Origin of the sequence: Bdellovibrio sp. HCB274 (assembly GCF_047306075.1) — a bacterium.
GTDB lineage: Bacteria > Bdellovibrionota > Bdellovibrionia > Bdellovibrionales > Bdellovibrionaceae > Bdellovibrio.
This window is the reverse complement of sequence record NZ_CP178623.1, coordinates 1,042,471-1,062,921: the sequence shown is the minus strand read 5'-3', so window position 1 is coordinate 1,062,921 and position 20,451 is coordinate 1,042,471. Positions and strand designations below refer to the sequence as shown.

General features: G+C 46.5%; 21 protein-coding genes. 13 read left to right on the top strand and 8 right to left on the bottom strand.

Features of this window, described 5'->3' with window-relative positions:
- Nucleotides 1-120: 120 nt before the first annotated feature.
- The 5 genes from ACLWNV_RS05185 (at nt 121) to ACLWNV_RS05165 (ending at nt 6,700) form a co-directional block, all read left to right on the top strand.
- Nucleotides 121-2,823: a 2-oxoglutarate dehydrogenase E1 component gene (locus ACLWNV_RS05185; RefSeq protein WP_413586851.1), complete on the top strand. Its 2,703-nt coding sequence runs from the start codon at nt 121-123 to the stop codon at nt 2,821-2,823.
- A gap of 12 nt (nt 2,824-2,835) precedes the next feature.
- A complete protein-coding gene (gene odhB, locus ACLWNV_RS05180) occupies nt 2,836-4,152 on the top strand; it encodes a 2-oxoglutarate dehydrogenase complex dihydrolipoyllysine-residue succinyltransferase (RefSeq protein WP_413586850.1) in 1,317 nt (438 codons plus the stop codon).
- 440 nt (nt 4,153-4,592) lie between these two features.
- On the top strand, nt 4,593-5,402 hold the full coding sequence (locus tag ACLWNV_RS05175) for a hypothetical protein (RefSeq protein WP_413586849.1): 810 nt from the start codon (nt 4,593-4,595) through the stop codon (nt 5,400-5,402).
- 94 nt (nt 5,403-5,496) lie between these two features.
- Nucleotides 5,497-5,907, top strand: a complete 411-nt coding sequence (locus ACLWNV_RS05170) for a DoxX family membrane protein (protein ID WP_413586848.1) — start codon at nt 5,497-5,499, stop codon at nt 5,905-5,907.
- A 7-nt stretch (nt 5,908-5,914) separates the two neighbouring features.
- Nucleotides 5,915-6,700 (top strand): SDR family NAD(P)-dependent oxidoreductase, encoded by a 786-nt coding sequence (locus tag ACLWNV_RS05165; RefSeq protein ID WP_413586847.1) that lies wholly within the window; start codon nt 5,915-5,917, stop codon nt 6,698-6,700.
- Nucleotides 6,701-6,731: 31 nt separating this feature from the next.
- Here ACLWNV_RS05165 and ACLWNV_RS05160 read toward each other — a convergent pair whose 3' ends face one another.
- The 3 genes from ACLWNV_RS05160 to ACLWNV_RS05150 are packed head-to-tail and all read right to left on the bottom strand — an operon-like array spanning nt 6,732 to nt 8,454.
- Nucleotides 6,732-7,583: a hypothetical protein gene (locus ACLWNV_RS05160; RefSeq protein ID WP_413586846.1), complete on the bottom strand. Its 852-nt coding sequence runs from the start codon at nt 7,581-7,583 to the stop codon at nt 6,732-6,734.
- Nucleotide 7,584: 1 nt separating this feature from the next.
- The gene (locus ACLWNV_RS05155; RefSeq protein WP_413586845.1) at nt 7,585-8,145 is read right to left on the bottom strand and encodes a DUF1700 domain-containing protein; all 561 of its coding nucleotides are present in this window, start codon (nt 8,143-8,145) and stop codon (nt 7,585-7,587) included.
- Complete coding sequence (locus ACLWNV_RS05150; protein WP_413586844.1) at nt 8,146-8,454, bottom strand: PadR family transcriptional regulator; 309 nt, start codon at nt 8,452-8,454, stop codon at nt 8,146-8,148. It lies immediately after the preceding gene.
- A 192-nt stretch (nt 8,455-8,646) separates the two neighbouring features.
- Between ACLWNV_RS05150 and lpdA the strand changes: the two genes are divergently transcribed.
- The 6 genes from lpdA (at nt 8,647) to ACLWNV_RS05120 (ending at nt 14,678) form a co-directional block, all read left to right on the top strand.
- Nucleotides 8,647-10,056: a dihydrolipoyl dehydrogenase gene (lpdA, locus tag ACLWNV_RS05145; RefSeq protein ID WP_413586843.1), complete on the top strand. Its 1,410-nt coding sequence runs from the start codon at nt 8,647-8,649 to the stop codon at nt 10,054-10,056.
- A gap of 168 nt (nt 10,057-10,224) precedes the next feature.
- Entirely contained in the window at nt 10,225-12,396 is a 2,172-nt protein-coding gene (locus tag ACLWNV_RS05140) for a hypothetical protein (protein ID WP_413586842.1), read from the top strand.
- Between the two features lie 97 nt (nt 12,397-12,493).
- Complete coding sequence (locus tag ACLWNV_RS05135) at nt 12,494-13,345, top strand: radical SAM/SPASM domain-containing protein (RefSeq protein WP_413586841.1); 852 nt, start codon at nt 12,494-12,496, stop codon at nt 13,343-13,345.
- A 105-nt stretch (nt 13,346-13,450) separates the two neighbouring features.
- The gene (locus tag ACLWNV_RS05130; RefSeq protein ID WP_413586840.1) at nt 13,451-13,738 is read left to right on the top strand and encodes a helix-turn-helix domain-containing protein; all 288 of its coding nucleotides are present in this window, start codon (nt 13,451-13,453) and stop codon (nt 13,736-13,738) included.
- 91 nt (nt 13,739-13,829) lie between these two features.
- Complete coding sequence (locus tag ACLWNV_RS05125) at nt 13,830-14,282, top strand: hypothetical protein (protein ID WP_413586839.1); 453 nt, start codon at nt 13,830-13,832, stop codon at nt 14,280-14,282.
- Nucleotides 14,283-14,405: 123 nt separating this feature from the next.
- Nucleotides 14,406-14,678 (top strand): hypothetical protein, encoded by a 273-nt coding sequence (locus tag ACLWNV_RS05120; protein ID WP_413586838.1) that lies wholly within the window; start codon nt 14,406-14,408, stop codon nt 14,676-14,678.
- 55 nt (nt 14,679-14,733) lie between these two features.
- On the opposite strand, the gene ACLWNV_RS05115 is transcribed toward ACLWNV_RS05120, so the two are convergent.
- From ACLWNV_RS05115 to ACLWNV_RS05100, 4 genes are all read right to left on the bottom strand, one after another.
- The gene (locus ACLWNV_RS05115; RefSeq protein WP_413586837.1) at nt 14,734-15,117 is read right to left on the bottom strand and encodes a GlsB/YeaQ/YmgE family stress response membrane protein; all 384 of its coding nucleotides are present in this window, start codon (nt 15,115-15,117) and stop codon (nt 14,734-14,736) included.
- A 122-nt stretch (nt 15,118-15,239) separates the two neighbouring features.
- On the bottom strand, nt 15,240-15,563 hold the full coding sequence (locus ACLWNV_RS05110; RefSeq protein ID WP_413586836.1) for a hypothetical protein: 324 nt from the start codon (nt 15,561-15,563) through the stop codon (nt 15,240-15,242).
- Nucleotides 15,564-15,727: 164 nt separating this feature from the next.
- A complete protein-coding gene (locus ACLWNV_RS05105; protein WP_413586835.1) occupies nt 15,728-16,174 on the bottom strand; it encodes a hypothetical protein in 447 nt (148 codons plus the stop codon).
- Between the two features lie 76 nt (nt 16,175-16,250).
- Complete coding sequence (locus ACLWNV_RS05100; RefSeq protein WP_413586834.1) at nt 16,251-16,679, bottom strand: hypothetical protein; 429 nt, start codon at nt 16,677-16,679, stop codon at nt 16,251-16,253.
- 187 nt (nt 16,680-16,866) lie between these two features.
- Between ACLWNV_RS05100 and ACLWNV_RS05095 the strand changes: the two genes are divergently transcribed.
- A complete protein-coding gene (locus ACLWNV_RS05095; protein WP_413586833.1) occupies nt 16,867-18,174 on the top strand; it encodes a hypothetical protein in 1,308 nt (435 codons plus the stop codon).
- A 7-nt stretch (nt 18,175-18,181) separates the two neighbouring features.
- On the top strand, nt 18,182-18,877 hold the full coding sequence (locus tag ACLWNV_RS05090; RefSeq protein WP_413586832.1) for a hypothetical protein: 696 nt from the start codon (nt 18,182-18,184) through the stop codon (nt 18,875-18,877).
- Between the two features lie 78 nt (nt 18,878-18,955).
- Here ACLWNV_RS05090 and ACLWNV_RS05085 read toward each other — a convergent pair whose 3' ends face one another.
- Complete coding sequence (locus ACLWNV_RS05085) at nt 18,956-20,434, bottom strand: methyl-accepting chemotaxis protein (protein WP_413586831.1); 1,479 nt, start codon at nt 20,432-20,434, stop codon at nt 18,956-18,958.
- Nucleotides 20,435-20,451: the final 17 nt, after the last annotated feature.

Sequence of the window (20,451 nt, the reverse complement as noted above, 5' to 3'; positions counted from 1 at the left end):
AGAGCTATCATGACAGTGCTTCCTTGAATATTAAAACTCTCGATTTTTGCTATGCATTAACGCGTTACAAATGCGCGAGTTTTTGGAAAAAACAAGGGTCTGCGTAAAGTGAGGAATTCCGTGAACAACAATGGTATCAACAGTTCAAATCTTGAATACATTGAAGCCCTGTATGGTGACTTCAAAGCAAAGCCTGAAACGCTAGCTCCAGAGTGGAGAAGTTTCTTTGAGGGAGTGGAGTTTGCTCAATCCGGCAAATTCGGGATGTCCGACAAAGAGCTTTCAGTTTTTCAGTTGATTCAAGCTTACCGCGCACAAGGACACCTTGAAGCGGATTTGAATCCTCTTTACAAACCTCAGGCGAATGAAGCTTTGAGCCTTAAAACTTTCGGTCTAAGCGACAAAGATTTGAATGTAAAATTTCAAATCGGTGCCTTGGTGGGCAAACAAAACGCGACTCTTGCAGAGTTGATCGCGCATTTGCAAAAAGCTTTCTGCGGTAAAATCGCATTGCAGGCTTCTGATGCAACAGCTGCTGAATACAAATGGCTCTTGCAGGAGTTCGAAGCTCCTTCATTTAAACTTTCCAATGAAGAAAAGAAAAATGTTCTGGCTTCTTTGACGAAAGCCGAAACATTGGAAAAATTCGTTCACACCCGTTACGTGGGAACAAAGCGTTTCTCTGTAGAGGGCGCAGATTCTGTTCTTGCGATGATGGACACTGTGGTAGAGCGCGGCTCTGCGGTCGGTGTTAAAGAGATTCACATGGGTATGGCCCATCGTGGTCGCGTGAACATGCTGGTTAATTTCTTTGGCAAAGGTGAAGAGTACGTCTTTGGTGATTTCAATGGCCCATTGGAACTTGAAAAACCAATCGAGGATTTCGACGGCGACGTAAAATACCACTTGGGTTATAAGACCGAGAAAAAAGCTGCCAACGGTTCTGCGGTTAAAGCGACTTTGGCATACAACCCTTCTCACTTGGAAACTGTGAATGCAGTTGCTTTGGGTATCACTCGGGCTTCTCAAGATTTGAATGGTGGCGATCGCAAGGGTGCAGTCTGCGTATTGATTCACGGTGATGCGGCCTTTGCAGGTCAGGGTATCATCCAGGAAACAATGCAGATGGCGGCCGTTCACTCGCACACGACGGGTGGTACAATTCATATCATCATCGACAATCAGGTTGGTTTCACGACGGGTTCTAAAGACGCCCGCTCCACCCGCTATGCTTCCGATGCGGCGAAGATGACCTTCACACCGGTGCTTCACTGTAACGGTGACGATGTTGAGTCTTGCGTGCGTGCGATGGATATCGCGGTTCGCTACCGTCAGCAATTCGGTAAAGACGTGGTTGTGAATTTGATCTGTTACCGTAAATACGGTCACAACGAGGGTGACGAACCTGCTTTCACTCAACCATTGATGTATGATCTGATCAAAGCTCACCAGACAGTTCGCGAAATCTATGCAGCGAAACTTGCTGGTGAAAACAGTGTTGAGCAAAAAGTCGCAGACGAGCTTTATCAAAAAGCGATGGATCGTCTGCAACAGATTTTCGAAGACACTAAGAAAGCTTCTCCGAAACTTAAAAACTTCAAGTTCGAAGGCAACTGGTCAGGACTTCGCAAAGGTGTTGAAGCCGATGCAGACAAACCAGTGAACACGGGCTTTGATTTGGCAAAGCTTAAACAGATCGGTGAAAAAGCCGCTTCTTACCCTGCTGACTTTACTCCGCATCCAAAACTGATCAAACTTTTGGAAAGCCGCAAAGACATGGCTTCCGGTAAAACTCCGGTTGACTGGGGCATGGGCGAACTTCTTGCCTATGGTTCTTTGTTGTCTGAAGGCAAGTCAGTTCGCTTGACCGGTGAAGACTGCGTTCGCGGTACTTTCACTCACCGTCATGCGGGTATGTACGATGTAAAAACAAATAAAGCCTTCTTCCCACTGGCTGATACAAATCCGAAAGCAAAACTTTTGGTGGCAGAGTCTATTCTGTCCGAGTACGGCGTGATGGGTTACGAATACGGTTACACAGTTCAGGATCCAAACTCTTTGGTTATGTGGGAAGCCCAGTTCGGTGACTTCGTCAATGGCGCGCAAATCGTGATTGACCAATACATCGCCGCTGCTGAATCCAAGTGGCAGCAAATGTCTGGCCTGGTATTGTTGCTTCCCCACGGTTACGAAGGTCAGGGACCAGAGCATAGCTCTGCCCGCCTTGAGCGCTTCTTGCAAAGCTGCGCTTTGTACAACATGCAAGTGTGCAACTTGACGACTCCAGCGCAGATTTTCCACGCGCTTCGCCGTCAGGTGGTTCGTGACTTTAGAAAACCACTGGTGATCATGACGCCAAAATCATTGCTGAGACATCCAAAAGCTGTTTCCTCAATTGAAGATCTGGCTAACGGTACATTCCAGCCGGTCCTTGCAGACAACACGGATAAATCCAAAGTGGATACTGTGGTGTTTGTATCCGGTAAGTTCTATTACGAACTTCTGGATGAAAGAGAAAAATCCAAAAAGGATAACATCGCTCTGGTTCGCCTTGAGCAGATTTATCCATTCCCGGCTCGTCAGGTTTCTGAAATCCTTAAGGGCTACCCTAAGGCTAAGACACTTATCTGGGCTCAGGAAGAACCAAAAAATATGGGTGCCTTCCAGCACGTCTACTTCAAGTTCATTGAAGTGGTGCAAAAAGCTGGATTGCAACTTCGTTTTGAATACGCGGGCCGTCCTGAAAAGGCGTCTCCGGCGGTGGGCTCGATCCACAGACACAAAACGGAACAAGCTGACATTATTAAAAGCATCTTTAGCTAAAGGATATGCAACATGAAACAAGAGATTAAAGTTCCCGCAGTAGGCGAATCGATCACTGAAGCGACGATTGGCAGCTGGACAAAGAAATCAGGCGACTTCGTAAAACGTAACGAAGTTTTGATGCTTCTTGAAACTGATAAAGCGAGTGTTGAAGTTGTCGCTGAAAACGATGGCGTTTTGACGATCCTTCCTGGCAGTGAAGCTGGTGCAACCGTTTTGATCGGTGCCACTGTTGCCACTCTTGATACTGATGCGAAAGCCTCCTCCTCCGCTCCTGCTGGAGCTACGGCGGACAAGGGCGCGGGTTCAGTTCCGCCTCCACCTCCAGCGCAACCAGCAGCACAAACTTCTGCATCCCCTTCGCAAGCGGCTCCGGCAGCTCAAGCAGGTTCAAATCCAAATCTTTCTCCAGCGGTTCAAAGAATCGTGACTGAGAACCAAATCGATCCTTCACAGGTTGCAGGCACTGGTAAAGACGGTCGCCTGACAAAAGGTGATGTATTGGGTGCAACTCCTGGATCCGCCGCCGCTAAAGCTTCCTCCTCCGCTCCTGCTGGAGCTACGGCGGACAAGCCTGCCAAAGCGGCGGCGCCTACGGTGGTTCCTGTGGCAACGGGTCCTTCCAAACAAGGTGACAAAAAACTTGTGGCGATGACGACGATCCGTAAACGTATTTCTGAAAAACTAAAAGAGGCTCAAAACACGGCGGCTCTTTTGACGACTTTCAACGAAATCGACATGACGAAAGTGATGGAGCTTCGTGCGAAGTACAAAGACAAGTTCAAAGAAAAATACGGTATCAACCTTGGTTTCAACGGTTTCTTTGTTAAAGCCTCTGTTGAAGCATTGAAGGCTTTCCCTGCGGTAAACGCATGGATCTCTGGCACTGACATCGAATACCACAACTACTACAACATCGGTATCGCGGTATCGACTGAAAAAGGCTTGATGGTTCCAAACGTAAAAGACGCTGATACTTTGTCTTTGGCTGGCATTGAAATCGCGATTCGCGATTTGGCTGCTAAAGGCCGTGATGGCAAGATCTCCCCGAACGATTTGGGCGGCGGAACTTTCTCTATCACGAACGGTGGCGTATTCGGTTCTCTTCTTTCAACTCCGATCGTAAACTTCCCACAATCGGCAATCATGGGTTTGCATAAAATCCAGGACCGCCCAATGGCAGTCGACGGTAAAGTTGAAATCCGCCCAATGATGTACGTGGCTTTGACATACGATCACAGAATCATCGACGGTAAAGAAGCCGTAAGCTTCCTTGTAAAAATCAAGGAGCTTGTGGAAGATCCAGAAAGACTCCTTCTAGAAGTCTAATTTCAAAAGGTACGGACACACTTTTGGTAGCAATACCGCATCAAACCCCGCGCACCCCGCGGGGTTTTGTTTTTTCACGCAAGCAATCAAGTAAGTCCGTACCTTTTTGGCGGTACGGACTTACTTCGTTCGCCGTTTACCTTCCTGGTAAATTCTAGATAGATATTATTCAAAAAATAGAAACGTGAGTTCGCGTGAACTATCTGGATAACGACTCTTCAAAAATATTTTTAAAATTTTCCTTATATGCAGTGATTACTTAGGACTGAATTTTTCTGTTTCTATCTAAACTCTGATCAAAACTTTTCAAGTTTCACTTTGGTACTCACTCAATTCAAATTTATCCAGCTTACACGGAGATCTGTATAAAGCTTGTGCAAAACGAGCCAGACTTAAGTCATGAGGGGCAGCGCCGATAGATCCACCTGCTTGGAGGCACTATGGGAACATTGGGTACAAAGATAGTTTTGGTCGGCATCACGTTTGGCAGCATGATCGCATGCAGTCCGAAAACTCAGTATGACAACTTCATCGCTGATCAAGGTTACATTCCTTTCCAACAACCCTTAGCGGATGTCGGCGTTGGATCATTGTTGTCAGGGTCGCCTGAACAATTGCGCCTGGTTTCTCCTTCTAAAACCTGCTTCCCACAAACCTATGAAGGCATGCCAACTAATTTGTATCAAACAACAGCGGCCGAGCTTCCAGAGATTTCAAAAAAGATGTCAATCAGCGCCGGGATGGACGCCAATATCATAGCGGGGAACGGAACTCCCCTATTTAAAATCAAAACAGGGTATTCAAAACTGAAAACTTTGGATGTGCACATTGATGGCGCAACGGTCGAGTATCTGGACGAGATCGCTTTTTACGATTGGGTTTATTCGCCTTACTTCCCACAAGCCTGCATGAACTATCTGACTAAAAACGGCAGCTTCATTCGTCAGGCATTAAGAGTCGACAAGATGAGCTTTCAATTTAAAGACTCCAAGGGTGGATTGATCGCAATCAGCACGGACGCGATCAAAGAGATCGTGGACTTTGAAGTGAATGTGAAGTGGGAAATCACCAACAGCTACACGCTCACGATTAAAACGCCCAAGTATGTCGGTTATCACTTAGCCAAAGTGGATCCTAAAAACCCGGGCTCTGTCGCTTACATCGCAAGTGACCTGACCAAGAAAGGCCAGTTCTACTTCGTAGCCGTGCAAACATACCAAGACAGCCGCGGCCTCATGTCCTCCTACTAATACCGGAAAGGCGCCCTCGCGCCTTTTGTGATCACGGCGCGTTTGAATGTTGATTCAAAAAGGTCTACTCTTAATTATCAAGCAGGAGACCACCATGAATTTGAATCATCAGGACATTGCCGTTTCAATTTTGCGAATCGCTTTAGGTATTAATATTTTTCTTCATGGGGTTGTGCGCTTTGGCGGCAACTATAGCAAGTTCATCACCTGGATCACTGACACATTTAAAGATGCTCCACTGCCACAATGGTCGGTCGTGGCTTTCGCCTATGCCATTCCACCGGTAGAGGCGATCATCGGGCTCTTGTTAATTTTGGGTTTATTCACTTTCCCTACGCTGATCGCGGGCCTTTTCGTTATGATCATGCTGATGGCAGGAAGCTGCCTGATTCAAAACTGGGACATTGTGGGAATTCAAATGATTTACATCCTGCTTTATACCGTGGTTTTGTTTTTCCTTAATTACAACCACTACTCCATCGACGTGATCGTCAGAAAAAAATAGGTGCATCGTGAGCAGCAAATTAGCACTAGTCACCGGATCCACAGCAGGCATCGGCTTCGCCATCGCGCAAAGCCTTACTAAAAAAGGTTTTAACGTCATCATCAACGGTCGCAGCGAAGAGCGTGTCGCATCTGCCATCAATGAGCTGGTTAAATCCGGCGCGAATAAAGCCTCTCTTCACGGTGTCGCGGCAGATCTGACGACGACCGCAGGGGTTTCTAAAGTGATCGAGCTTTTCCCTGAAGTGGATGTCCTGGTAAATAACTTCGGTATTTTTGAACCGAAAGAATTCGCCGACATTACCGACGAAGACTGGGAAAAAATGTGGAATGGAAATTTCATGTCAGGTGCGAGATTGTCCCGTCACTATTTCCCACGCATGATTAAAAAGAATTCTGGCCGAGTGATTTTCATCTCCAGCGAATCAGCCCTGCAAATTCCAACCGAGATGATTCACTACGGAGTTTCAAAAATCGCGCAAGTCGCTTTAGCACGCGGAATGGCTGAAGTAGCCACACGCACGAACGTAACTGTGAATTCTGTATTGGTTGGTCCCACAAAATCAGAAGGTGTCGGCACATTCCTAAAACAGCTTGCTGACAAAGACGGCATCACCGAAAAACAGGTCGAGGAAGGTTTCTTCAAAACCGCTCGCCCGACTTCAATCATTCAGCGCTTTATTCGCACAGAAGAAATCGGCAATGTCGTGGCATTCCTAGCTACCGACGAGGCCTCGGCGATCACTGGATCCGCAATGAGAGTCGAAGGCGGCCTGCTGAAAACTATGGTTTAAATAAAAAAGGGGCTTAACAGCCCCTTTTTTATTATTTCTTAACTACTTCGATATTTCCTATGCCAGATCGGGCTTTAATCTTAAAGTTCGAATCTTCTTTCCCGAGGTTGGTTCCCGTAACTTTACCCATTCCAACCTTTAACGATTCTTCTGCCGTCTGTTCGACAGGAATTTCCACTTCAATATCACCGGCACCATTCTCTAAGCTCCACTCACCGTCAGAAATCTTCTGAGTCAGCTTTGCCATAATTCGACCCGCACCCACTTGCACCTTCACTTCGCTTGATTGCCCCCGAAGCTCGATATCTCCCGCACCAATCTTGATGTCGACTTCTTTCATAGAGTCGAGAACAGTTGCCATACCGGCGCCCATACGAACTTTAACTTCTCCGATCATTTTCGAAATGCTCACATCACCCTTGGCGTTCTCGACTTCGATCTTAGTCTTTAGTGGAATCTCTGCAACAACCCCACCCTGACAGCCTGATGATTTTGAATCTGTCTTAAGAATTTCTACCTTTAGGCTATCTTTCTTCTGCGAAACAACCATTTCGCAATCTGCCTCAAGCTCCGTAGGAACGAGCTTGATTTCGCCTGCCTCTGTTCCCACGATAACGACCTTACCTAAATTGACTCTCAAATCGACTTCACTAATTTCAGCGGCGCTTAAAGTGTATGGTTTTAAGCCTGCGGATCTGGAAACCTCTTTACGATCTCCGATGCACGCAATTGATTTTACAACGGCGGTCTTTTCAACAAAAAATTTCCCGGCTTTCTTTTGATCGTCTTTGCTCCAACCATAGATCGCAACTCCCGAAACACCCAAACAGACAACAGCCGTCACAAAAGTAACGATTAAAGAAATTACGTAATATTTTTTCATTTTAGTGCCCTCTCGCAAAATCCAGATTCCACTTCAAATATCTGAAGATCAGTAAACCAGCCATATGAGTCATTGGAATAAGAAGTAAAATAAAGAACAGTGACAGCGCAACGACACCAATGCTCCCCAAAAGAAGAATGGGCGTAAAAATATTCGCAAATAGAGAAAACGACATCGCAAAAACTGAAGTCATCCCTACCATCAGGAAAGAAACTCCGACTGCCCACACCGTAACCAATAAAACGACACCGACTAAAAAGGGTCCGATGAACACAATAAAATTCAAAGGAGCCAACGCCATCAGTATCAACGCCGCCCGAGCGATTGATTTTGCATTTCCTGCCTCACCCGTCACCTGATCCGCCAGGATCTTACCAATGCGATAGTCTTTTATGATCTGATCAACAGAGCCCAAATCTTCACAGATCTGTTGTTCACTTTTCCCCTTGGCCATGGCGTGGTGAAAGTGCCCTTCATATTCAGCGATGATATCAGCTCGCTCGTCTTTTCTAACTTTCTTCAAACCTTCATTTAGTTGTTCGAAAAACTCTGCCTTCGTCATTTACTCTCCCAAAATCTTTTCAACACTTTTTGCAAATTCACGCCACTCTTTACGAAGCTCTTCGAAATACGTTCGACCCTTCGTTGTCATCTGATAGTACTTGCGCGGTGGCCCCTCGCTGGACTCCTGAAGGTAAGTTTTAAAATACCCCTCATCCGTCATTCTTTTTAATAATGGATAGATCGTGCCTTCGGCGATTTCGATGCTTTCTGAAATCGCCTCGACCAGTTCATATCCGTAGCGATCTTTTTTATTCAGAAGCGAAAGAACCAGAAGCTCAATCACACCCTTTTTAAATTGCACATTCATGGGAACCTCATGGACTACTATATATTCCGATGTACCTCGGAATGCAAGGTACTAAGTTATAATTATATCTAAAACCACTAAGTACCTGATAATTCGTTGCTTTTTCACACTCCCATCATGACGCGTGTCATGAATTCTAAGTGACCACTGATGCTAAGATGGGTATAAAAGTACCCAGAGGAATTTACATTTATGGCAGACAATCAATTTGATCTTATTGTTATCGGTTCTGGTCCCGGCGGTTATGTGGGCGCTATTCGTGCGGCACAACTGGGTCTTAAAACTGCGGTTGTTGAAAAAGACAAAACTTACGGCGGCACTTGCTTGAATGTAGGTTGCATCCCTTCCAAAGCACTTCTTGAAAGTTCTGAGCACTATCAAGCTGCTCAACATGATTTCGCGGCTCACGGTATTCGCGTGCCTAAGGTTGAGTTGGATCTTGAAACAATGCTGGGTCGTAAAGACAAAGTGGTTAAGGCCAACACTGATGGTATCAACTTCCTGTTTAAGAAAAACAAAATCACTGGCTTTAACGGCTTCGGGAAAATCCTGGGCGCTGGCAAAGTTGAAGTGAAAGGCGATGACGGCAACACGCAAGTGTTGACGACAAAATCAATCCTGATCGCTTCTGGTTCAGTACCAGTTGAATTGCCATTCCTGAAATACGACGAGAAAAGAATCGTTTCCAACACAGGTGCCTTGATCATTCCTAAAGTACCAAAAACGATGATCGTTGTTGGTGGTGGCGTGATCGGTCTTGAATTGGGTTCTGTATGGCAGCGTCTGGGCGCTGAAGTTACAGTGATCGAGTACACCAACCGCTTGGGTGGCCCTACTGATCAGGACTGCATGACTGTCCTTAAGCGTAACCTTGAAAAAGAAGGCATGAAGTTCCTTCTTTCCACGAAAGTAACTGGTTCCAACGTTGTTGGTGACGGCGTTGAAGTGACTTACGAATCTTTGACTGATGGTAAAGCGACGACTGCAAAAGCGGAAGTTGTTCTCGTGGCAACAGGCCGCAAACCATTCACAACAGGTTTGGGTCTTGAAGACGTTGGTATCCAAAAAGATCAACAAGGTCGCATCACAGTGGATAGCCACTACCAAACGACAGTTCCAGGTATCTACGCGATCGGTGACGTTATCGCAGGCCCAATGCTTGCGCACAAAGCGGAAGAAGAAGGCGTTGCCGTCGCAGAAATGCTGGCTGGTGGAGCAGGTCACGTGAACTACAACACAGTTCCAGGTGTTATCTACACTCACCCGGAAGTTGCAACTGTTGGTTTGACTGAAGAACAATGCAAAGAAAAAGGCATCGAGTTCAACGTTGGTAAATTCCCGTTCCTGGCAAACGGCCGTGCTCGCGCGAAAGGCTTCACGGAAGGTTTCGTGAAAATCATCGCCGATAAAACAACAGATAAAATCCTGGGCGCGCACATGGTGGGCCCAAGTGTTTCTGAGCTGATCCACGAAGTGATCGTTTGTATGGAGTTCGGCGGCAGCAGCGAAGATCTGGCAAGATCTTTCCACGCCCACCCGACTTTGTCTGAAGTGGTTCGTGAAGCAGCCCTGGCTGTTGAAAAACGCGCCCGTCAGATGTAATCGCATCATAAATGCAAAATTCAAAAAGCCCTTGGGAAATCCCGAGGGCTTTTTTATTCTCCCCACCTGAAATCCCGATTTGATACGTACATTCAGCTAATCTAAGGACTCGTTTTTTCCGATGAGTTTCCCTGGATGCGGAGCTTATTTTCATTCTTAATTTGCACTTTGTTTTTAGTTTCCGGACCTGTTCATGCAGGACCGCTGGAAGCCCTTTCTGAACAGGCTTATAAACTGACCGGCAAAAAATGTGCGCCCCTCACCCCGTCAAATCCCAAGGATCCTGCCTGCGAGCCTTCTTCTGACAGTTTAAAAAAGTCCTCCCAGGAACTGGGTAAAATCAGTCAGTCTATTACTGCCAGCGATGAAGATCGTTATTTCATTCTTTTGGCCGAGCAACAAGTCCGCGAATTAAAATGCGCTGGTGATTTTGCGGCAACTACTTCAAAAGGCATCGACAAAGACTTTGCGGCTACAGGTTTGAAATCCAAACTTGCCATGGCAAGACTGGCAAAGCTGAAAGCACAACAACTGGGTAAGAAAATTACCAGTGATCCGGCTCTGGCAACTCCAGTGTGCCCGCAAACATATGAAGCACTGGAAGGCCAATATCCCAAAGGCACAACCAAAGGTGCCGGTTACAAAGCCTGCAAAGAATGGATTGGCTATCGTCAGTCTTATCAGGCCATTTTAAGTTCGATCCCCCTTTCTGGCGCGCCAGGAATTCAACGAGTGATCGAAAACTACACGAGCTCTGATAAAGAAATTCCGGAAGCGCAGTTAAAAAAAGATCTTTCTCAAGCGTACTCCGTTGCCAATGGAATTTTAGAAAGCAATCGCAATACTCTGTCACGAACCATTTATACCGCGGGCCCTGAAGGGCTGGATCGCGCCGCCCGAAACGAGCTCCTTGCCGATCCCGCAGTCAGCACTATTGTTTTGAAATCCAACCCGCAACTTGAAACCGTAGCCTGTCACGCGAACGCCCGCTATGGCGAAGGCGCCGACAATTTGAATACCAGCGTGATGGTGGGTTCACTCTTTATGGGTGGAGGCGCTGCTGTGTTAGGGAAAGTGGGAGCTGCCACGGCCAAAGCGTTTGAAACGTCAGCATTGGCACGCACGACCGGCATGGTTTCCTTAAACGGAATGAAGATTCTTAAGACTGCGGCTCTTGGGACGGACTTTGCCAGTATGGCAGCGGTCACTCATCAAGCGTGCTTCAGTGAAAAGTTAGCCGATTTAAAAGCCACCAATGCGTGCGTCAGCGCTCCAACCGCTGAACAAGCTGAGAAAGACAATTGCATCCTTGCGGCTTCGTTACTGGCGATTGGTGCTGTTCCTCAAACCATGGTCAACGAGCTTTCTTCTCACATCAAAATGATGGTCGCTGCTGAAAAACGAAACGCTGCCTTGGACGCTGCTGATGGAGATTGGACGACAGTGACCTCCACTGCAACGACATCTGCACAGAAGGCCGTAAAAGGACCATCGAATCTCGCGCCTTTGGAAAAGCAATTATCCGAAGGCAAAATCATCGCCAGTAAACCTGTTGGCGAAGGAGCTTTTGGTGCGAAGTTCGTAAAATATGATAACGGAATGGAAGGCGTCTGGAAGCAAACGGACAACTCGTGGGTTGCAGATACCGGGAAAAATGAAGTTGCCGCCTATGCCGTTGATAAATACCTTGGCTTAAAATCCGTGCCCGTCACCGTTAAAAAAGAACTTAACGGCAAAGAAGGCACCGTTCAATATCGCGTGAAGGATCTTAAGAAAATCGATGATTCCGCAGACTACGTCGGAGATCCCAGCGAACTTGGCTTCTTTGACTATCTGATTGCCAACGGAGATCGCCATGGCAGAAACTATCTCCAGAAAAGTGATGGCAAGGTTGTCGCGATCGACCACGGCCTTGCATTTGATAATGGAAAGTCCATGGATCCTATTGCGCACTTTAACAATCGCGTTGACAGGCTGGATAAGAATCTAAAAAAACAAGCCGAGATCACAGAGAAAATCTCCCAGGGTAAAGGCCGCCTTGCAGCCCTTAGACAGGAACTGCGCGATCTAAAAGACGACGCCTCTGAACTGCAAATGTCGATCAACTCGTTCGTGCCGCAACAATCCGTCGTGGATAAACTTCGTAAAACCTCTGCAGAAGATTGGCGCCGGGTTGTGGGTGATAATCTGAACGAGAAACAGATCGAAGCTTTGCAAAAAAGACAAATGATACTCCTAAGAGACATCGAGGACGCCGAAAAAAGAATCGGTAAAGACCGCCTGTATCCAGGTGGCGACAGTTCACCACTGCTAAAAACAATGAAATCATACGATAATTAAAAGCAGGTTGATAATCCCCTCTTCCAAGGGTAATGCTTCTGCAGAACCCTCATAAAAAAGGCCAAGTCGTATTAAACCCACCAAACGCTTTCACAAGGTGAATATCGAGATCAGCAACGTCTGCAATTTGCAGTGTAGCTTTTGTCCGCCTGTGGAGCGCGAAAAGAAGATGATGACTTTGGAGACCTTCGAATCGGTTGTAGCACAAGTGGCTCCGCTGACCGATCAAGTGACCTTGCATTTAATGGGTGATCCCTTGGTTCATCCGAAGCTGGCTCAATTTATTGAAATCTGCGCCTTTCATCAGGTGCCAGTGTTTTTGGTCACAAATGGAGTTCTGCTAAATGAAATGCGCGAAGACCTTCTGCTGAATCCAATTCTCCGTCAGGTGAATTTTTCCCTGCATAGCTTTCATGATAACTACGGCGACAAAGATCCTACAGTCTACCTAAGCAAAATCTTCCGCTACACCAAGCGTGCTTTTGAACAGCGTCCTGATCTTTACATCAACTACCGTCTGTGGAATTTAGATGCTCCACTCGGCACTGGTGCTCACAATCGCTCGATGCTGGATCGCGTATGCAGTGAGTTTGGTTTTAACTTTAACGAAGCCATCGACGTGCGCCGAAACAAAAGCGTGCGCATTCAAAATCGTCTGTATTTGCACTTTGATACTGAGTTCACGTGGCCTTCGGTGGATTTGCCTCTGCTGGGCACTAAAGGCACTTGCTATGGCCTTTCCAGCCACTTTGGCGTGCTTGCAGACGGGACCATCGTTCCTTGCTGTCTGGATAAAGAAGGCAAGATCCCATTGGGTAATGTGAAGGATGCCTCCGTCATCGAGATCCTGGAATCCGAAAGATCCCAAGGGATCTTAAAGGGCTTTAAGAACAACAAGCTGGTGGAAAACCTTTGCCAGCGCTGCCAATACATCACCAGATTCAATTAATCCGGTCACGATTGCTAACATCTCTTTTTTCGATAGATTCCATCTAATCATTCTAATTTACGCAAAGCGCCACCGGAGCTATAACAACCGCCATCGGAGGATGTTATGGAAAACCTGGGAATGCGTCTGAAAAGACTGCGCACAGAAAAAGATATGTCGGCTCAACAGGTCGCCAATTTAGCTGCGATCCCTGTCACCACTTACCGCGAATGGGAAAACGGCCGGCAGATTTTGGGTGAGCCTTATGAAAAACTTGCCCAGGCCCTGAACGTCACTTTGTTTGAGCTTTTGACAGGCAGAAAACCTAACCTTGCGGATCTTTTCGACAAACTTGCAGAAGTCGAAAAAAACCTAGCTGACCTGCGCTTCCACCTGGGTTCGTCGCTGAGCTGACGACACCGGGGTTTTCTTCCCGATTTGAATTTTAATCAATTATTTTACTTTACGAACACAAACGAATTTTAAACCTTAAACTGGAGTATTTATGAAAAAACTTATCGTACTTTTTGCTCTGATCGCTGCATCACAATCCGCTTTCGCTGGCGTCTATTACACGGGTGAATGTGTTGCCAAAACCATCAATGGCACTGAAATCCGTGTTGAGGTAGCCGGTCGTCCAACTTCTCCAAAACACGTTCAATCAGAAAAGCTTTCTTCTGAAGAAAGTCTGGCAACATTTGACGGAAACACTCAGGACGAAAACGGAAACATCTTTCAACTGGTGATGAAGCAAACAAACCGCGTGGTGACTGAGCAAACCGAAATAAAGGACGAAGACTGTTTTAATCGCGAGAGAGCCACAGATGTAACAACTGCCGTTGTTCAAAAAGTTTCAAAAAAGATTCAGGAAACCTTGGGCCTTAAAAAGGGTCAAAAGCTAGTATTTGTTTGCTTCAACGAAACCACTTATGGCTCCGGTTATTACTGCCAAAACTAAGTTTTAGGCATTTTCATGGCATTTTTTTAGGGCTCTTTTCTATAAGAGCCCTAAATCACAAAGAAAATGGACAAATGCGTCCCTCCCGTGGCAATCTCCGACCTTATTAAATTCGGAGAATCCATGGAAGAATATCAAGGCGTTAACCACGTTCCCCCACAGCCACCAAAATCATTTCGCGTCACTTTGGAGCTTCACCGCTCTGCTAAGCGCCTGGATGTGGTTTTGTTGAACGCTCTTCGCAATCAAAAAGAAAATCTGAACCTGTTCAACATCACTCGCACAACTTTCAAACAGTTGTTCCTTGATGGCCGTATCGTGATCAAAGGTCAACGCGCGAAAGTTTCCTCAAGCGTTGCCAAAGGCATCACTTACGTCGACATTCTTGGTTACTAGTCACAACCAATCACTCACAGTGAAAACGAAAAGGGAGCTTAGCAGCTCCCTTTTTTTATGGACGAGGCCCCTCTTGGTAATCTCGTGATTTAGGTGGCGGTGGCGTTTTAGTATAAGACTGAGTGACGTCCTGGTCTTTTCTGAAGCTTGAAGACTTCGTCTGCGCTTGACGCTTGTCCCACCAGTTTTTAACCAGGCCGGCAACAACCATCACCACGGCTCCCCCGATACCGGAACCCAGGATATTGCTCCATACGAAGCCACCTTGAGTGACTGGGTTTACCATATTCACTACTGCCGGGCCTCCAAGAAAGCCGCCGACAACCCCGGCAATGGAATTGCCGACCGGGCCCAAACTCAGTCTTTTCAACAGGGATCCCGTTATATTACCGCCCGCTAAACCTGCAAGGAACGTCGTTAGTATGGTTCCAAAATCCATGGTTCACCTCCGTTGCCCTGATGGTTTCACCCTCGAGGGAGTGAAACAAGGTACTGCAAAGGAAAACACAGGTCTGAATTAAGCAGGGTAAATAAAAGCACCTAAAAGCCCAGCGAAGCTAATCAATAATTCTCGATTTTCGCATCGGCGCTTGTGACGTCACAATAGTCGGCAGAGTCCGTGTTAAATCTGACAACGTATCCTTCAGGACCTTCCTGCCCCGGTCTTAAAACTGAAATCATAAAGATGCGAGAGACGAAGGAACCATCCCCAATCATTGCTGCGCCCAGAACGTGGATTTGATTTTTTGGAACGGATAGTTTTTTTGAAACCGCCTGGACGGCTTCTTTACGGCAAATGTTCGCGTCGTCTGGAGGAGAAGCGGAAACATGAGTTGTGAATAAAAAAGGTAGAAGCAGCGCAGTTTTCATTTTCAAGCCTTTCATGTCCTAAAAGTACTAACATGAAAAATTCAGCACGCTTACTTACGGAATTTAAATACGTTTTAAAGCATAAAAAAAGGGCTCCACAGAGGAACCCTTTTTCAATTTTAAATTTGCTGCGCCCACTCTACCAAAAGTGTGTCTTTACCTTTGGCGCGACCTAGCGACTAGCGAGCGATATCAGCCATAGTGTCGTTGATATAGAACTTGCCGCCTTTGATTTTTTCCAATGACGAGTTCAAAAGTGCGCGGTCCATTTTGTAAGACTTCATGTTGCAGATGCCGTTTACCAAGTCGCTATAGTTCGGGCATGGTTTTGGGAAGCAGGAAAGATTCGCACCCGCAAGATCCACGAAGCGGCTGGCGTTCACAGAATCAAGGGTCAACCACGCTTTTTTGTCTTTGCTGCGGAAGTATTTGGCGATGATGAAAACCTGGTCTTTGTTCAGTTGCGAGCAGTAAAGTTTTTTACCTTGTTGTGCGCGCTCTTTGTTGATCACAACCAGCTGAGAGTTCACTGTGTCTACCAAAGTATCAACGAACTCCGGTGTGCTGGTTTGAGCAAACGCGGAAGTGGACACCATCAATGCGATCATCAAAACGATCTTTTTCACTCTAAATCCCCTTGTAAGGCTTAAGAATTAAACTCCCCCAAGGAGATAAGGTATTTGGGCGAAAATCACAAGGGCATTATCTACACAGTACAGTAAGGGCATTCCAGGCGGGCTTCACTGCCGGCTCTATGGGCTCTATATCCGCTGTGGGTTCGTATTGATTCAAAATCTCATTCTCGTAGCGGGAACAGTCACCTTTTTTGAAATTTGTTTCCGATGGGACTGACTGAAAAACCGTTAACAAAAGGTCCATGTACGCCTCGTCCTGAGCGGATTGGGGCATATTATTTTCACGAACGACCTTGATTTCGTCAGTTACGCGGCGAATAGCGCGAAAACGCTCTTTATTGTTCTTAGACAGGGCCAGCTCTTTCTGCAAAAGCTCAAGGTAGGTGTCGACCTGGGCACGCAACGTTCGCCCGCTATGCACGGGGATTTCTCGAATGGCTGCGTTTGCCGTCCCCACAAGGAACACAAGACCCAAGATCCACTTCAAGTTTTTCATAACATCCTCCAGATGGCGCCAGCCCCCACTGGAAGCCGACTCTTTTTATTTTATGAGCAAGAAATTGAAATTCAATACGCACTCGCCCGAGTTTTATGACACGAAGCAAACTTTGGCCGCGGGGCATTTTGTTTGAATCTTAAAAAGCGGCAATATACTTTTTTGTGCGGTAATGTTCGGAGAACTTATGCAACAGTTGATTTTGCTTCTTGGCGTTCTTTTTTCCTTTAACTTTGCGCACGCTGCGGTGTGGACAGAGGTCAATCAGTGGTCCCCGGCTTGGGAAGACCGTTTTTCCGAGTGGGTGGAAAGCGACTGGCAAGTTGATTTCTTTGCCCGCAAGCGTTTGCCGAATGGCCAAAGCAATCCTTACTATGGACTACGCACTGATTGCGCAGACACAGTTTATTCGATGCGATTGATCTTCGCTTATGAAAATAAATTGCCGTTCGTAATTCAGGATCCCACGGCCTCGGGCCGCACAATTTCCAATAAAATGAACCGCTGGGATCGTCAGAACGAGTTGGCTCGTCTAAAAAACTTTTTGATTTATATTTACAACATGACCAGCACCAAGTCGCTTCCGAACGATACCTATCCGGTGGCGATTTCCAGAAACTCTGTGCGTGCGGGTTCTTTGATTTTAACAACAGCGGTGAATCACCACTCCTGGACAATCAAAGAGATGTTGGCAATTGGTGTGCCTCACCTGGTTTACAATTCCACTATTGGCGCAACTTCAAGCGCGATGCTGCAAGAGCGTCAATCCTGGCCAAATCCTGAGTGGGTTTTTGAAGGGGATGCGACTCCCACCGGCAACGCGGGCTTTCGTTACTGGAGACCTGCAGAGTATTTGAATCAGCCAGCGTGGAAAGTTCCGGGCTATAGTGAAGAGCAATACAAAGTTCCATTGAAGCGCTGGGTGAAATACTCGCAAGGTCGCTTGGCACTTCGTCGCGAAACGGATGAGCAATTGATGGCGCGTTTGATGAAAGTCACTTGCCAGGGCTTGCAGGGCCGTGTGAGTGCGGTGAATGATGGCCTGAACGCTTTACGCTCAACTCGCAAGTGCATGCCGTTTGCGGCTTATGACACTTACTCCACACCTTCACGCGATCAACGTATCTTTGATGACTACGTGACTTTGCGAAAAACTTATCGCGATCTGGTTGTTGCTAACAATGCGGCAGAGCTCAGCCTGGATATGCGCGTTCGCTTGAACAAAATTTTCCCGTTCATTCAGGAAACGATGGCTGCCGAAACTCGTAAAATGGCACCCACAGGCGTTGACGGCACGGCAGTTTGCACGACTGAATACCTTTCCGGTCAGTATATTGATTTGGCCGAGTTCAAACGCAGACTATTTGCGGGACTCATCTCTAATAATCCTATGGACGAGGTGCAGTACCGTTGGGGGCAGCTCCGTGGACCTTCGCAGCGTGCAAGAAGCTGTCAATCATGGGATGTTTGGGTTCCGAATCTGAAACAGGATTAAGGGAACTATGAACGAAATAAAGTTTAAACATTGGGTTATCTGGGCCACGGTTCTATTCGCATTGGGCGTGGCGGCGGACTATTACTTTTTGCATATTCTTTTTCCACAAAAGCAAGAAATCCTGCATGGGGCAGTAACTGACCAGCAACCGTCACCGGGAGCTATGGCAGCGGCAACTCATATGGATAGCACTTTGTATGGTGAGGCTGGTAATGCAGCTGTTGTTGCCGATTCTGGTAAAGACACGTTCAATGAGTCTTTGCGTGCCTGTGCTCCAGAGATTGCGGCACAAGCCGTGGGAACTCCTGAAGCCTTGATCGAGTACCTTCGTAAAAGCCTGGGCATCAAATCTGAAACTATTCTTTTGGAAAACTATCACCTGGATCTTCCGAACGGCAGTAAACGCCGCATTCACGTGATTGGTGAAGACGATACGAATTCCAAAAATAAAAAGGTCGTTAAATTTTACAAACTGGATGCCCAGGATTTGCCTGAGGAAATTCCGTTGCGCGCAGACGATACGATTGAAAAACTATTGGCTTCTGGAAAAATCACCCGCGTGGAAAAGAAAATGGAGTTGAAGCTTAAAGATGATTCTTCGGCTTCACTGGAAATGCATGACAATAAGATTTTCCAGTTCCAATTTAATAACCATGGCAAGATTTTGTCTTGTTTGTATAAAGAGTGTCAGTGCGGAACCTAACTTAGGTTAGGCGAAAATGGAAAATCGAGAATAGATGTTAAAAAGGGAGCTTTCGCTCCCTTTTTTTATTGTCAGCTATTACGCTGCTTTTTTAAGCCCTGTTAAGTTCTCCAGGCTCGAGATTGTATCCGTCAAACCTTCAGTGGAATCATTTAAGCTGGAAGCCGCTTCAGAAATAGTTTCTGAAGATGAAGCATTCGTTTGTGTTGCCTGATCCAACTGGTTCATAGCTTGGGTAATCTGCGAAACGCCGGTACTTTGCTCGACACTGGCAGAAGCAATCTCGTTATTTAGTCCTGCCACTTTATTTACGGAATCTACGATCTTTTTTAGGACTTCATAGCTGGAATCAGCCACTTTCTGACCTTGCTCGATCTGATTAACGCTTTCTGAAATCAGGAAGGAGATTTCTTTAGCAGAAGTGGCACTTCTTTGTGCCAAAGCACGAACGGCGTCAGCCACGACTGCGAAACCTTTACCTTGCTCACCGGCACGCGCTGCCTCAACTGCTGCATTCAAGGCCAAAAGATTCGTTTGGAAAGCGATATCATCAATCACCGTGATAATGTCTTCGATTTTTTTGGAAGAATTCACGATGTCCTGCATGGATTTCATCAGACTTGCGATTTCGCGGGAACCTTCCTCTGCAGAACCTTTGGAAACCTGAGAAAGCTCTGATGCTAATTTCGCATTGTCGGCGTTTAGCTTAATCATGCTGGAAAGTTCTTCCAAAGATGCCACGGTTTCTTCAAGTGAAGCCGCTGATTCTGTGGAAGCAGATGAAAGTGCTGAACTTGATCCGGAAAGATTCGTTACCAAGTTGCGAATTTTCGCATACGCCGCAGCCAAGGATTCCGTTTGCAGACGAATACCTTGTTTCAACGAGTTCGACGCCATAAACATTGTAAATGACAATCCGATGATCATGACCGCCACACTTGCAAGCGCCCACTGCGCATACTCTAAAGCTTGATCCACAGCACCTTTAGTACGGGCCTCTAGGGAACTTTCAAATTTTGTGATTGGCTCACCAATGGATGCCACGAACTTGTGATAGCTATCGTCGTGCATTAGTTTTCTGGCCATTTCAAAATCAGGATCCTTCTTAACGGTGAATTTGCCGGAATCGTCTCTAAAAAGACCTTTAGCCGCGTTCATCGCAATAGTTTCAGTTATGACCAGATCGTTGGATCGTTTTTCTGCTTCGGCAAGGAATGCAAATTCGCTCTCTGTAAATCCCGCTTCTTTCATTAATTCTTTTGCAGCGACAGTGCGACCGTCGGGACGGGCTTTCTCACCGTTTCTAACCGCGATAATATCCAGATATTCCTGCTCGTACTTTGCATCGCCAGTCACCACGAAAGTGCGGGCTGAACGAGTCAAACCTGCAGAGGCGTCTCTAAGCTCTTGTGCAAGTTTCATTGAAGTGAATTTTGTATCATGAGCGGCGTTCAGCTGCTTTTCATAATAAAAAGCAGTGGCGATACAGATGTAAAGCGCCAACACCAAACCGACAGAGAAGAAATTAAAGAGACGGACTTTTGCAAATACATTCATGGACGTAGACCTCAAGT

Coding starts and splice junctions, on each gene's coding strand:
- ACLWNV_RS05130 (WP_413586840.1), top strand. CDS start 13,451: ATGGAAAACCTGGGAATGCGTCTGAAAAGACTGCGCACAGAAAAAGAT.
- ACLWNV_RS05100 (WP_413586834.1), bottom strand. CDS start 16,679: ATGAAAAACTTGAAGTGGATCTTGGGTCTTGTGTTCCTTGTGGGGACG.
- ACLWNV_RS05125 (WP_413586839.1), top strand. CDS start 13,830: ATGAAAAAACTTATCGTACTTTTTGCTCTGATCGCTGCATCACAATCC.
- ACLWNV_RS05170 (WP_413586848.1), top strand. CDS start 5,497: ATGAATTTGAATCATCAGGACATTGCCGTTTCAATTTTGCGAATCGCT.
- ACLWNV_RS05115 (WP_413586837.1), bottom strand. CDS start 15,117: ATGGATTTTGGAACCATACTAACGACGTTCCTTGCAGGTTTAGCGGGC.
- odhB (WP_413586850.1), top strand. CDS start 2,836: ATGAAACAAGAGATTAAAGTTCCCGCAGTAGGCGAATCGATCACTGAA.
- ACLWNV_RS05150 (WP_413586844.1), bottom strand. CDS start 8,454: ATGAATGTGCAATTTAAAAAGGGTGTGATTGAGCTTCTGGTTCTTTCG.
- ACLWNV_RS05085 (WP_413586831.1), bottom strand. CDS start 20,434: ATGAATGTATTTGCAAAAGTCCGTCTCTTTAATTTCTTCTCTGTCGGT.
- lpdA (WP_413586843.1), top strand. CDS start 8,647: ATGGCAGACAATCAATTTGATCTTATTGTTATCGGTTCTGGTCCCGGC.
- ACLWNV_RS05120 (WP_413586838.1), top strand. CDS start 14,406: ATGGAAGAATATCAAGGCGTTAACCACGTTCCCCCACAGCCACCAAAA.
- ACLWNV_RS05160 (WP_413586846.1), bottom strand. CDS start 7,583: ATGAAAAAATATTACGTAATTTCTTTAATCGTTACTTTTGTGACGGCT.
- ACLWNV_RS05155 (WP_413586845.1), bottom strand. CDS start 8,145: ATGACGAAGGCAGAGTTTTTCGAACAACTAAATGAAGGTTTGAAGAAA.
- ACLWNV_RS05110 (WP_413586836.1), bottom strand. CDS start 15,563: ATGAAAGGCTTGAAAATGAAAACTGCGCTGCTTCTACCTTTTTTATTC.
- ACLWNV_RS05090 (WP_413586832.1), top strand. CDS start 18,182: ATGAACGAAATAAAGTTTAAACATTGGGTTATCTGGGCCACGGTTCTA.
- ACLWNV_RS05095 (WP_413586833.1), top strand. CDS start 16,867: ATGCAACAGTTGATTTTGCTTCTTGGCGTTCTTTTTTCCTTTAACTTT.
- ACLWNV_RS05175 (WP_413586849.1), top strand. CDS start 4,593: ATGGGAACATTGGGTACAAAGATAGTTTTGGTCGGCATCACGTTTGGC.